This is a genomic window from Nonomuraea gerenzanensis, assembly GCF_020215645.1.
GTDB classification, from domain to species: domain Bacteria; phylum Actinomycetota; class Actinomycetes; order Streptosporangiales; family Streptosporangiaceae; genus Nonomuraea; species Nonomuraea gerenzanensis.
In genome coordinates this window covers 4,324,484-4,336,563 of the sequence record NZ_CP084058.1, presented here as the reverse complement: position 1 = coordinate 4,336,563, position 12,080 = coordinate 4,324,484, and the positions used below count along the sequence as shown (strand labels likewise).

The 12,080-nt window shown below is 72.5% G+C and carries 10 protein-coding genes; 9 read left to right on the top strand and 1 reads right to left on the bottom strand.

Annotated elements, in window-relative coordinates:
• Positions 1-9 precede the first annotated feature (9 nt).
• Both eda and LCN96_RS20585 read left to right on the top strand, forming a co-directional pair.
• Positions 10-621, top strand: coding sequence for a bifunctional 4-hydroxy-2-oxoglutarate aldolase/2-dehydro-3-deoxy-phosphogluconate aldolase (eda, locus tag LCN96_RS20590; RefSeq protein WP_225274482.1), 612 nt, complete (start codon positions 10-12; stop codon positions 619-621).
• Between the two features lie 51 nt (positions 622-672).
• Positions 673-2,271 carry an AAA family ATPase gene (locus LCN96_RS20585; RefSeq protein WP_225274481.1) on the top strand — a complete coding sequence of 533 codons (1,599 nt, stop codon included), beginning with the start codon at positions 673-675 and terminating at the stop codon, positions 2,269-2,271.
• 221 nt (positions 2,272-2,492) lie between these two features.
• Here LCN96_RS20585 and LCN96_RS20580 read toward each other — a convergent pair whose 3' ends face one another.
• Positions 2,493-3,401: a LysR family transcriptional regulator gene (locus tag LCN96_RS20580; RefSeq protein ID WP_225274480.1), complete on the bottom strand. Its 909-nt coding sequence runs from the start codon at positions 3,399-3,401 to the stop codon at positions 2,493-2,495.
• 86 nt (positions 3,402-3,487) lie between these two features.
• On the opposite strand from LCN96_RS20580, the gene LCN96_RS20575 reads away from it, so the two are divergent.
• The 7 genes from LCN96_RS20575 to LCN96_RS20545 all read left to right on the top strand — a co-directional run bounded on the left by LCN96_RS20575 (position 3,488) and on the right by LCN96_RS20545 (position 12,050).
• A complete protein-coding gene (locus LCN96_RS20575; RefSeq protein ID WP_225274479.1) occupies positions 3,488-4,351 on the top strand; it encodes an FAD binding domain-containing protein in 864 nt (287 codons plus the stop codon).
• A gap of 2 nt (positions 4,352-4,353) precedes the next feature.
• Positions 4,354-4,812 (top strand): (2Fe-2S)-binding protein, encoded by a 459-nt coding sequence (locus LCN96_RS20570; RefSeq protein ID WP_225274478.1) that lies wholly within the window; start codon positions 4,354-4,356, stop codon positions 4,810-4,812.
• A gap of 11 nt (positions 4,813-4,823) precedes the next feature.
• Entirely contained in the window at positions 4,824-7,157 is a 2,334-nt protein-coding gene (locus tag LCN96_RS20565) for an aerobic carbon-monoxide dehydrogenase large subunit (protein ID WP_225274477.1), read from the top strand.
• A complete protein-coding gene (locus tag LCN96_RS20560) occupies positions 7,154-7,921 on the top strand; it encodes an XdhC family protein (protein WP_225274476.1) in 768 nt (255 codons plus the stop codon). The genes LCN96_RS20565 and LCN96_RS20560 overlap by 4 nt, the downstream gene beginning before the upstream one ends.
• A gap of 51 nt (positions 7,922-7,972) precedes the next feature.
• Positions 7,973-8,764, top strand: coding sequence for an IclR family transcriptional regulator (locus tag LCN96_RS20555; RefSeq protein ID WP_225274475.1), 792 nt, complete (start codon positions 7,973-7,975; stop codon positions 8,762-8,764).
• 142 nt (positions 8,765-8,906) lie between these two features.
• The gene (locus tag LCN96_RS20550) at positions 8,907-10,049 is read left to right on the top strand and encodes a cytochrome P450 (protein ID WP_225274474.1); all 1,143 of its coding nucleotides are present in this window, start codon (positions 8,907-8,909) and stop codon (positions 10,047-10,049) included.
• Positions 10,050-10,208: 159 nt separating this feature from the next.
• On the top strand, positions 10,209-12,050 hold the full coding sequence (locus LCN96_RS20545; protein WP_225274473.1) for a serine/threonine-protein kinase: 1,842 nt from the start codon (positions 10,209-10,211) through the stop codon (positions 12,048-12,050).
• Positions 12,051-12,080: the final 30 nt, after the last annotated feature.

The following is a 12,080-nucleotide window of genomic DNA, read 5'->3' as shown; positions in this document are numbered from 1 at the left end:
GTTAACCCCATGAGCCTGCTCGATCTCGCTCCAGTGGTCCCCGTCGTGGTGATCGAGGACGCCGGGACCGCCGTCCCGATGGCCCGCGCCCTGGTGGCCGGGGGCCTGCCGGTCATCGAGGTGACCCTGCGCACGCCCGCCGCCCGCGAGGCCATCGCCAGGATCGCCGAGGAGGTGCCCGAGGCGACGGTGGGCGCGGGAACGATCCGGACCACCGAGGACATCGCCGCGTCCGTGTCGGCGGGGGCGAAGTTCCTCGTCTCGCCGGGCACGACCCTGTCGCTGGTGGAGGCGCTGGACTCCAGCGGGGTGCCGTACCTGCCGGGGGCGGCCACCGTGTCGGAGGTCATGGCACTGGTGGAGCGGGGGATCAAGGAGCTGAAGTTCTTCCCCGCCGAGGCCGCCGGCGGCATCCCGTACCTCAAGTCCCTGTCGGGGCCGCTGCCCGACGTGCGCTTCTGCCCGACCGGCGGCATCAAGCCGGAGACCGCCCGCGACTATCTCGCGCTGCCGAACGTGGGGTGCGTCGGGGGGAGCTGGCTGACCCCGGCCGACGCGCTGGCCGCCGGTGACTGGGCGCGCGTGGAGAAGCTGGCCGCCGAGGCGGCGGCTCTGAGGTAGCCGCTTCCGTGAGTACGGGTGGCCGGGCATGGATGCTGACAGAATGCAGTCATGCCGCCACCCCGCGCGAAGTACTTCAACACCACCGGTCCCTGCGACCCGCGGCGCCACTACATGCTGCCCCCGACGCAGCGGCTCCCCGAGGCGCGCGTGCTCGTCGAGATGGACCGCTATTTCGTGCTGCACGCGCCCCGGCAGACCGGTAAGACGACCACGCTGGGCACCCTGGCCGCCGAGCTGACCGCCGAGGGAGACATCGCCGCGGTGATGTTCTCCTGCGAGCGCGCCAAGTCGGCCGGTGACGACTACGCCGCAGCTGAGTCGCTTCTGCTGGAATCCCTTCGCCGCGCCACAGAAGGGGCGGGATGGCCGCCGGAGCTGCTGCCGCCGGATCCCTGGCCGCAGGGCACGCCGGGCGGCCGGTTCATCTCGGCACTGACCGAGTGGTGCCGCCGCTGCCCGCGCCGGGTGGTGTTGTTCATGGACGAGATCGACGCGTTGCAGGGCAACAGCCTGGTGAGCATCCTCAGCCAGCTCCGCGAGGGCCACAACGCACGGCATGAGAGCCAGCCTTTTCCCGCGTCCGTGGTGCTGTGCGGGCTACGCGACGTGCGTGACTACAAGATCGCCTCAGGCGGTGCCGCCGACCGCTACAACGCGGCCAGCCCGTTCAACATCATCCGGAAATCGCTACGCCTGGGCGACTTCGCCGCCGACCAGATCGCCGAACTCTACGACCAGCACACCCAGGCGACCGGCCAGGAGTTCACCAAGGACGCCGTGGACCGGGTCTTCGAGCTGACCCAGGGGCAACCCTGGCTGGTCAACGCTCTCGCCGATGAGATCATCACCGAGACGAGGGTGACGGGGACCATCACCACCGGGCAGGTGGAGGACGCCAAGGAACGGCTGATCAAGGCGCGCGCCATCCACCTGGACTCCCTGGCGGCCCGGCTGCACGAACCCCGGGTCAAGCGCGTCATGGAGCCGATCGTGGCCGGGACGTTCCCGCATACGGACCCGACCTTCTCTAGCGATCTGTCCTACGTCCGCGACCTCGGCCTGGTCACCCAGAAACCCCCGCCTCAGGTGGCCAACCCGATCTACCAGGAGCTCATCCTGCGCGTGCTGGGCGACCTGACGGAACAGAACATTCACGCCGACCCGCACAGCTTCGTGCTTCCCGACGGTCGTTTCGACCTGCCGCGCCTGCTGCGGGAGTTCGTCGTCTTCTGGCGCGAGCACGGCGAAATCCTCATCCAGCAGGAGGGCTACCGCGAGGCCGCCTGCCAGATCATCCTGATGGCCTTCCTGCACCGCCTGGTCAACGGCGGCGGCTACCTCGACCGCGAGTACGCCGCAGGCACCAAACGCCTGGACGTATTCGTCCGCTGGCCCTACCCCGGCCCCGGCGGCGAGCGGCTGATGCAGCGCGAGGCCATGGAGCTGAAGGTCTGGCGGGCCGGCGAGAACGACCCGATGCCCGACGGCCTGGCCCAGCTCGACCGCTACCTCGACCGCCTCACCCTCACCACCGGCGCACTGGTGATCTTCGACCGCCGCCCCGAGGCCCCGCCGTGGCGGGAACGCGGCGGCTTCGAGCAGGCGACCACCCCGTCCGGCCGCCAGGTCACCGTCCTGCGGGTGTGATCGCGAACCGATGATGATCCAGCGGCCCGGGAGACTGCCGCCCTGAAGGTGGGCACCACGGCAGGCGAGCGTGCCATGCGCGCCCGGCTGACCCCCCGATGGTCCGGCGAGAGCGCCCGGCTGCCGCTCGTCGAGCTGATGCGCGGCTGAGCGTGCATTTCATGGAGGGCCAGGAGGTGAGGAACGGCCACCTGGACGGCAAGCGGCTCCATCGCAGCCGATCAGCTCCAGATCGACACGTGCACCGGCGGCCGGAACCGGCTGCGCGGGATCCCCTCGTCCGGGGTGCGCATGACCTGCGTGGCCGCCGGAGTGGTGAGGAAGTCCAGGAAGGTGCCGGCGGCGGCCGAGCGGGTGGCGGGCTCCAGGGTGGTGGCGTACCAGTAGGCGGGCAGCGGGGTGGCGGGCGTCTCGATGGGGACGAGCTCGCCCCGCCGTAACTGCGACGCCACCAGGTGCGCGGTGGCGGGCGCGACGCCCGCGCCTTCGGCCGCCGCCTTCCAGGCGGCCGTCTGGTTGGCGAAGACGCGCACCTGCGACTCCTGGACGCGCAGCAGGCGCAGCAGGCGGCTGGTGTCGCTGGCCGGGTCGGTGCCGGACGGGCCGACCAGCCAGTGGTCGCGGCGCCCGCGCGGCGAGCCGACCACGATGAGGCGGCAGCGCAGCACGGGGCGGCTGACCAGGCCCTCGCCCGGGGTCTGCGCGCCGAGTGCGACGTCGGCCAGGCGGCTGGACAGCAGCAGCGGGATCTCGGCGGTCGCGGACACCCCTGTGGTGGCCTCGACCGCCTTGCGCTGGGTGAACAGGCACAGCAGCGGGCCGGCGACGTACTCGGCCAGGCCCGCGTCCATGACCACGTGCAGGCGGGCGGGACGTCCCGGCTGGACGGCGGCGACGGCCTCGGCGCCGAGGGCGACGATCTGGGCGGCGATGCCGAGCAGCCGCCGGCCGCCCTCGGTGAGGACCATGCGGTCGCCCGAGCGGGTGACGAGGGCGTCGCCCAGGTGCCGGCGGAGCTGGGCCAGCGACTGGGAGACGGCGGGCTCGCTGACGCCGAGCGCCCGCGCGGCGGCCTTGACCGAGCCGAGGCGGGCGACGAAGACGAACGCGCCGAGCTGGCTGAGTGTCACTCCCCCTTCTTAGTTCTCGCAGCCGCATTAAGGAAAGCCTTATTTATGGATTGTCGCGACAAATCGGTAACCGCTTATGTGCTCTCATGCAGGTTCCCGCGACGTTCGAATACGAAAGAGCCGAAAGCGTCCCGCACGCGCTCGAGCTCCTGGAGCGCTACGGGCCCGAGGCGAGGGTCGTCGCAGGTGGGCACAGTCTCATCCCGATGATGAAGCTCCGCCTGGCCCAGCCGGAGGCGCTGATCGACATCAATGGCCTGGCCGACGAGCTGGGCGGCATCGCCGTGGAGGGCGACGAGCTGGCGATCGGGGCGATGGTGCGGCACACGGAGTTGCTGGAGAGTGCCACCGCCACCGACCTTTTCCCGATATTTCGGGATGCGGAGCGTGTTATTGCCGACCCAATAGTGCGAAATCGGGGGACCGTTGGCGGGTCGCTCTGCCAAGGAGATCCTTCGGAGGATTTGTCGGCCGTGTTCGCGGCCCTGCGGGCCACCGCGGTCATCCAGGGGCCGGGCGGCATGCGTACGGTGCCTGTCAGGCGATTCCACCAGGGACCTTACGAGACGGCGGTCGAGCCCAACGAGCTGCTGATCCAACTCCGCGTGCCCGTCGCGGCCGGCACGGGCAGCGCGTACGAGAAGGTCGAGCGCCGCGTCGGCGACTGGCCCGTGGCGGCGGCCGGAGCGGTGCTGCGGATCGAAGGCGGCGTGATCGCGCGGGCCGGGATCGGCCTGACGGCGGTCGGCGCCGCGCACTTCTGCGCCCCCGAGGCCGAGGCGTACCTGGAGGGCCGGGCGCCGGACGAGGAGGCGTTCGCGCAGGCGGGCCGGATCGCCGCCGAGCACTGCGAGCCGCACGCCGACCAGCGCGGCCCCGCCGACTACAAGCGGCACCTGGCCGCCGAGCTGACCAGGCGCGCGCTCGCCAGAGCCGCGGGGAGGAGCTGAAGATGCGGATCACGGTCTCCGTGAACGGGCAGTCGTACACCAGGGACGTCGAGCCGCGGCTGCTGCTCGTGCACTTCCTGCGCGACGAGCTGGACCTGACCGGCACCCACTGGGGCTGCGACACCTCCAACTGCGGGGTGTGCACGGTGCAGCTCGACGGCGTGCCGGTCAAGTCGTGCACGGTGCTGGCCGTCATGGCCGACGGGCACGAGGTCACCACCGTGGAGGGGCTGGAGCGGGACGGCGAGCTGGACGCGGTGCAGAAGGGGTTCGTGGAGTGCCACGGGCTGCAGTGCGGGTTCTGCACGCCGGGCATGCTGCTGACCGCGCGGGCCCTGCTCGACCGCGACCCCGACCCGGACGAGGCGCGGATCCGCGAGGCGATCTCGGGTCAGCTGTGCCGGTGCACGGGTTACGAGAACATCGTCCGTTCGATCCGATGGGCGGCGGAAGCCAGATGACCTTTGGACGCATGCACCGCAAAGAGGACGCCCGGTTCATCCGCGGGCGCGGCAACTACACCGACGACGTACGCCTGCCCGGCATGCTGTACGGCGCCATCCTGCGCAGCCCCCACGCCCACGCCCGCATCGTCTCCATCGACACCAGCGCGGCGGAGTCGCATCCGAAGGTCAAGGCGGTCATCACCGGCCAGACGCTGGCCGGGCTGAACCTGGCCTGGATGCCCACGCTGTCGAACGACGTCCAGGCGGTGCTGGCCACCGACAAGGTGCGCTTCCAGGGCCAGGAGGTCGCCTTCGTGGTGGCCGAGGACGCGTACTCGGCGCGCGACGCGCTGGAGCTGATCGACGTCGAGTACGAGCCCCTCGACGCGGTCATCGACGCCAGGAAGGCCCTGGACCCCGGCGCCCCGGTGATCAGGGACGATCTCGAAGGGCGTACCGGCAATCACATCTTCGACTGGGAGGCCGGCGACAGGGCGCGCACCGACGCCGTGTTCGAGCAGGCGGAGGTGACGGTCGCGCAGGACATGATCTACCCGCGCGTGCACCCGGCCCCGCTGGAGACCTGCGGCGCGCTGGCGGACTTCGACAAGGTCACGGGCAAGCTGACCGTCTGGTGCCCGACGCAGGCGCCGCACGCCCACCGCACGCTGTACGCGATGGTGGCCGGGCTGCCCGAGCACAAGATCCGGGTGATCTCGCCGGACATCGGCGGCGGTTTCGGCGGCAAGGTCGGCATTTATCCGGGATATGTGTGCGCGATCGTCGGCTCGATCGTCACCGGCAAGCCGGTCAAGTGGATGGAGGACCGCTCCGAGAACCTCATGAGCACGGCCTTCGCCCGCGACTACCACATGCACGGCGAGATCGCCGCGACCCGCGACGGCAGGATCCAGGGCATCAGGGTCAAGGTGCTGGCCGACCACGGGGCCTTCAACGGCACCGCGCAGCCGACCAAGTTCCCCGCCGGGTTCTTCCACGTCTTCTCCGGTTCGTACGACGTCGAGACCGCCCACTGCGAGGTCACCGGCGTCTACACCAACAAGGCTCCCGGCGGCGTCGCCTACGCCTGCTCCTTCCGCGTCACCGAGGCCGTCTACCTGGTCGAGCGCATGGTGGACGTGCTGGCCGCGGAGCTCGGCATGGACCCGGCCGAGCTGCGCATGCGCAACCTGCTCAAGCCGGAGCAGTTCCCCTACACCTCCCCCACCGGCTGGGAGTACGACTCGGGCGACTACCCGAAGGCGCTGCGCCTGGCCATGGACATGGCCGGCTACGACAAGCTCCGCGCCGAGCAGGCCGACAAGCGGTCCAGGGGCGAGCTGATGGGCATCGGCGTCAGCTTCTTCACCGAGGCGGTCGGCGCCGGCCCGCGCAAGCACATGGACATCCTCGGCCTCGGCATGGCCGACGGCGCCGAGCTACGCGTGCACCCGACGGGCAAGGCGGTGCTGCGGGTGTCGTGCCAGTCGCAGGGCCAGGGGCACGAGACCACGTTCGCCCAGATCGTCGGGCAGGAGCTGGGCATCCCGGCCGACGACGTGGAGGTGGTGCACGGCGACACCGACCAGACGCCGTTCGGCCTCGGCACGTACGGCTCGCGCTCCACGCCCGTCTCCGGGGCCGCCACGGCCATCGTGTCCAGGAAGGTACGGGACCGGGCCAAGATCGTCGCAGCGGCCATGCTGGAGGCCTCCCCGGACGACCTGGAGTGGGCCGACGGCAAGTGGTCGGTGGTGGGCGACCCCTCCACCGGCAAGTCGATGGCCGAGATCGCGCTGGCCGCCCACTCGAACCTGGAGCTGCCCGAGGGCGTCGAGGGCCACCTGGACGCGGTCACCGTCTACAACCCGCCGAACCTCACCTACCCCTTCGGCGCCTACATCTGCGTCGTGGACGTGGACCCGGGCACCGGGCAGGTGAAGGTGCGCAGGTTCGTGGCGGTGGACGACTGCGGGGTGCGGATCAACCCCATGATCGTCGAGGGGCAGATCCACGGCGGGCTGGCCGACGGGGTCGGCATGGCGCTGATGCAGGTGATGGCGTTCGACGAGGACGGCAACCACCTCGGGGCCTCGTTCATGGACTACCTGCTGCCGACCTCGATGGAGTGCCCGTCGTGGGAGCTGGGCGAGACCGTCACGCCCTCGCCCACGCACCCGATCGGGGCCAAGGGCGTGGGCGAGTCGGCCACGGTCGGCTCCCCGGCCGCCGTGGTCAACGCCGTGGTGGACGCGCTCGCGCCGTACGGGGTGCGGCACGCCGACATGCCGCTCACGCCGGCGAACGTGTGGCGCGTCGTCAACGGCGACCCGTTCCGTACGGACCTGGCGATCCCGTGACCGAGTTCATCGGGATGCCGACGTCCCGGCCGCGGCCGGTCGCCGGCCTGGAGTCCAGTCTTGACTCCAGGGTGGCGCGGCTGCGGTCGGGGCGGGAGCCGTACGTGCTGGCCACCGTCGTGCGGGCGCAGCGGCCCACCAGTGCCAAGGCGGGCGACCGCGCGCTGGTGCTGGCCGACGGGACGATCGAGGGGTTCGTCGGCGGCGTGTGCGCGACGGACACCGTACGCGCGCAGGGCCTGCGCCTGATGGGCACCGGCGGGGCCACGCTGCTGCGCATCACCCCGGAGGAGGACGCGCCGCGCGAGGAGGAGGGGCTGGTCGCCGTGGGCCAGCCGTGCCTGTCGGGCGGCACGCTGGAGATCTTCCTGGAGTCCGTCTCGCCGCCCCGGCTGGTGCGCGTGCACGGCGACAGCCCCATCGCGCGCGCCTTCGCCGCCGTGGGGCAGGCGATGGGCTACACGGTCGAGCCGGGGCCGGGTCCCATCGCGGCCGACACCACCGCCGTGCTGGTGGCCTCGCACGGGGTGGGCGAGGAGCCGGTGCTGCGGGAGGCGCTGGCGGCGGGCGTGCCGTACGTCGGGCTGATCGCCAGCCGCAGACGCGGCGCGGCCGTGCTGGCGCGGGTGGAAGGAGGCGAACGCGTGCATGTTCCCGCGGGCCTGGACATAGGGGCCAGAACGCCTGGCGAGGTGGCCGTTTCCGTGTACGCAGAGATCATCCGGTATCACGGCCTGGTGACCCGGGTACGCCAGGAAGAGTAAAGCCAATCCCCGGGAAGCCCCTTCCGCTACTCGGAGAGCGAAGGGATGTCCATGCCGACGGAAACGGTCAGCCAAGCGCAGCCGATGACGGACGAGCGCCCCGCGTCCCAGCCGGGCAGCCTGGAGCGCGGGATCGACATCCTGCTCGCGCTCAGCGCCGCCTCCCGCCCCGTCACGCTGTCGCAGCTCTGCCGGAGCACGGGCCTGCCCAAGTCCACCGCGCACCGGATCCTGGGCGTGCTCTGCTCGCGTGAGCTGGCCCGCCGGGTGGGCAACGCGTACCTGCCCGGCGAGCTGCTGGAGTCGATGGCGGGCATCACCCGCGCGCGCGTGCCCGGCACGCGCGGGGTGGTGCTCCCCTATCTGCTGTACCTGTTCGAGACGACCAGGCAGACGGTGAACCTGGCCGTGCCGTCCGGCCTGGAGGCCCGCTACGTGGAGCGCCTTTACGGCCACAACCGGGTCGGCTCGCGCTCCGACGGCCTCGACCGCGCCCCGCTGCACTGCACGGCGACGGGCAAGGCGCTGCTGGCCTTCGATCCGAAGCTGCGGCAGGAGCTGATGGCGCGCGGCGCGTTCGAGCGGCTGACGCGCCGTACGATCACCAACCTGGCCGCGCTCGAACGGGAGCTGGCGCAGGTCCGCCGGCACGGCGTCGCCTACTCGCAGGAGGAGTTCACCGAGGGCGTGGCCTGCGTGGCGGCCCCGGTGTTCGGGCCGGGCGGGCGGGTGTGCATGTCGGTGGGGGTGGCGGCGCCCGCTCACCTGGCGCCGCTGGCCAAGCTGGGCATCTCCGTGCGCGGTGCCGCCCAGGCCATCTCCGCCGCGCTCCTCGGCGTGTAAAGCCCTCGTTCCGGTGACCGGAACACCGGCTCAGCTTCAGCCCGAAAGTGTTCCACTGACCGAAACCCCTCATTGCGAGCGCGGGCCTCCGGACGATCACATCGGACCATGAACGTCCCCACCGGAACGCGGGAGCCCGCACGTGCCTAGGGGCCTGCCCAGGGCCACGCCGCTGGAGAGCCTGCGCCTGGCGGCCACGCTCGTCCCGCCGGGCACGCCGCACCTGACGCACGGCCGCGACCCGCTGCGGGCCCGCGCGCTGCTGGCCGCCCTGGAGTCCCGGTACGGCGGCCGGCCCGTGCTGGTCCGCGGCCTGCGCGGCCGGGTCCTGCTGATCCTGTCCAAGCTCGACGCCCTGCGCGTGCTGTCCGAGGACGACGAGGCCTACGCCCCCACGCTGCACGAGCGCCCGTTCGGCCTGCCCACGGACGTGCTGCGGCCGCGCTTCATCGAGATCGCCAGGCAGGAGGCCGCGGCGCTGACCGAGGGGGTGGTGGACCACGCCCGGCTCAACGCCTGCTGGCAGCGCGTGGCCAGGCGCTGCGTCTACGGCGACGGCGCGGCGGGCGACGAGGAGCTGACCCGGCTGCTGGAGGGCGTGACCCGGGCCGGCCGGTGGCGGGCCAGGCGCCGCCAGGAGATCCTGTCCGGCCGCTACGACGCCCGCATCATCGACCACCTGCGCCGCGCCGAGCCCGGCAGCCTGGCCGGGCTGATCGCCGAGACGCCGGAGAACGAGTCGCGCGCGCTGATGCACGCGGCGTTCTGGCTGATGGGGCTGGGCTCGGCCGCGGCGGGCCTGACGCAGACGCTGGCGCTGCTCGCCGCGCACCCGGCGCACCGCAAGGCGGCCCGCAAGGACTCCGAGCACCTGCGGGCGTGCCTGCGCGAGGGGCTGCGCCTGTGGCCGCCGGTGCCCGCACTGGCCCGCGTCACGACGGCCGACACCGATTGGTACGGCAGCGTGCTGCCCGCCGGCTCCACCGTGCTCGTGCCGATCGCGGCGCACCAGCGCAGCCAGCGACTGCCGTACGCGAACACGTTCGCGCCCGAGATCTGGCTGGACGGCACGGCCGCGGACGAGTGGTGGGCCAGGCCCGGCTGCGGCGGCGTGCACCTGACGCTCGCCGTCGGCACGGCCTTCCTCGGAGCCGTGCTCGGCGCGGCCCGCCCCAAGCCCGTCGGGCGGCTGATCTCGCAGCACCGCCCGCTCCCCCACGCGATCGATCTGTCGCGGCTGCGGGTGTCGATGCGGCCACTCCGGCGCGACCCTCCTGGGGGCTAGTGTCCAACGGACAGCCCCTTCCTCCGTTAGAGTCTGGGGTACAAACGGGATGCCGGGCGGCGGAACGGTTCGGGTTGCCATTCGGGTTGCCAGCGGACGAACCGGCGGGAGGAACGGTTCGGGTTGAGACGGGATGACGACGGCGAGAGGACGGCGACGTTGGGGCGCTCCGCAGGCACTCCTCTTGAGCCGGAAGATCCTCCGGCGATCGGCCCCTACGAGCTGATCAGCCGTCTCGGCTCCGGTGGCATGGGCGTGGTCTACCTGGCCAAGGCCGCCGACGGCTCGCGGGTGGCGCTCAAGGCCATCCGGCGCGACTACACCGCCGACCCCGTCTACCGGGCGCGCTTCCACGAAGAGGTGTCCAACGCGCGCAAAGTGGCCTCGTTCTGCACGGCGCGGGTGCTCGACCACGGCGAGGAGCGCGGCGTGCTCTACCTGGTCACCGAGTACATCGACGGCATCTCGCTGGAGGACCACCTCATCGAGCACGGCGCGCTGTCGCCGTCGGTGCTGCACGCCGCCGCCGTGGGCGTGGCCGCCGCGCTGACCGCCATCCACGCGGCCGGGCTGGTGCACCGCGACCTCAAGCCGGCCAACGTGATGCTGACGCTTGCCGGGCCCCGGGTGATCGACTTCGGGCTGGCGCGCTCGACGCACGTGCACTTCCGGCACACCAACGCCGGCATGGTGATGGGCACGCCCGGCTGGATCGCTCCCGAGCAGGTCTTCGAGGGGGTCTCCAGCCCGGCGGGCGACGTGTTCGCGTGGGGGTCGCTGATCGCGTACGCGGGGCTGGGCGGGCACCCGTTCGGCGAGGGCGACGCGTACGTGATGGCGGCCAGGGCCCGCCAGGCGCCGCCGGACCTGCGGGGGCTGCCCGCGCCGCTGGACCGGCTGGTCGCGGCGGCCATCCACCCCGATCCGGCGCGGCGGCCCGCGGCCCGGCAGTTGCTGCTGGAGCTGGTGGAGGCCTCCGACGAGCCGGCCGCGCAGCTCGCCGCCACCAAGCACCTGACCAACGCGTGGAACCCGTCGGAGTTCGGGCCGCTGATGCCGCCTCCCGACCGCACGGGCCACGGGCCGCTGCCGCCCCGCCCTCCTGAGCAGCACCGCGCACCCCAGCCACCTCCCGCCGAACGCACCGGCCCCACGCCCACCCGTGCGCCGCAACCCGCGCCCGGCGTCCCGCACGCGGCCCAGCAGCCGCCACCGGCCGAACGCACCGGCCCCACGCCGGGTTCCGCGCGAGGGCCGCAGCCCGCGCATGCGGCGCAGCAGCCGCCGGCGGCCGAACGCACCGGCCCCACGCCCACCCGCGCCCCGCAGCCCGGCGGCCCGCACGTGCCGCAGCAGCCGCCGCCGGCCGAGCGCACCGGGCCGACGCCTGGAGTGGGGCGTGGCCGGGTGCCGTTACCGCACCAGACCGGGCAGGTGCCGCTGCCGCACCACGCGCCCACCGGGCAGGTCCCGCTGGGCGACCATTCGGCCACCGGCCAGGGCCGGCTGCCCGGCTACCGGCCGCCCAGGCAGAAGCGGGGCGTGCTGACGGGCTGCCTGACCGCGCTGGTGATCGCCGTGGTGCTCCTGGTGGTGCTGCTGGCGGTGCTGGCGTGGATCTTCCGCTCGCCCGCCGTCGGCGCCGACGGCCCCGTGCAGGACGGCAAGCTGCGCTTCGCCGTGACGAGCGCCAAGTGCCCCAAGCCGGCCAAGGCCGCGGCCGAACGCACCTGCCAGATCGGCGTGCAGGTGCGCAACGTCGGCGAGGAGGCCAGGGTGCTCTACCCCGGCCAGCAGAAGCTCATCGACGAGGACGACGAGCTGCACGGCGGCACCAAGCTGCTCGACAAGGGCGGCAAGGAGATCACGCCGATCCGCATCGAGGCGGGCGCGTCGTTCACCGGCGCGCTGGTGTTCGAGCTGCCCAGGGAGTTGGAGCCGGTCGGGCTCGAGGTGCACGACTCGGGGCTGAGCACGGGAGCGCGCGTCAGCCTCCCGTGACCCCACCCCTTCCGGGCGGGAAGCCGCGAC

Coding starts and splice junctions, on each gene's coding strand:
- LCN96_RS20565 (WP_225274477.1), top strand. CDS start 4,824: ATGCACCGCAAAGAGGACGCCCGGTTCATCCGCGGGCGCGGCAACTAC.
- LCN96_RS20570 (WP_225274478.1), top strand. CDS start 4,354: ATGCGGATCACGGTCTCCGTGAACGGGCAGTCGTACACCAGGGACGTC.
- LCN96_RS20555 (WP_225274475.1), top strand. CDS start 7,973: ATGCCGACGGAAACGGTCAGCCAAGCGCAGCCGATGACGGACGAGCGC.
- eda (WP_225274482.1), top strand. CDS start 10: ATGAGCCTGCTCGATCTCGCTCCAGTGGTCCCCGTCGTGGTGATCGAG.
- LCN96_RS20575 (WP_225274479.1), top strand. CDS start 3,488: ATGCAGGTTCCCGCGACGTTCGAATACGAAAGAGCCGAAAGCGTCCCG.
- LCN96_RS20585 (WP_225274481.1), top strand. CDS start 673: ATGCCGCCACCCCGCGCGAAGTACTTCAACACCACCGGTCCCTGCGAC.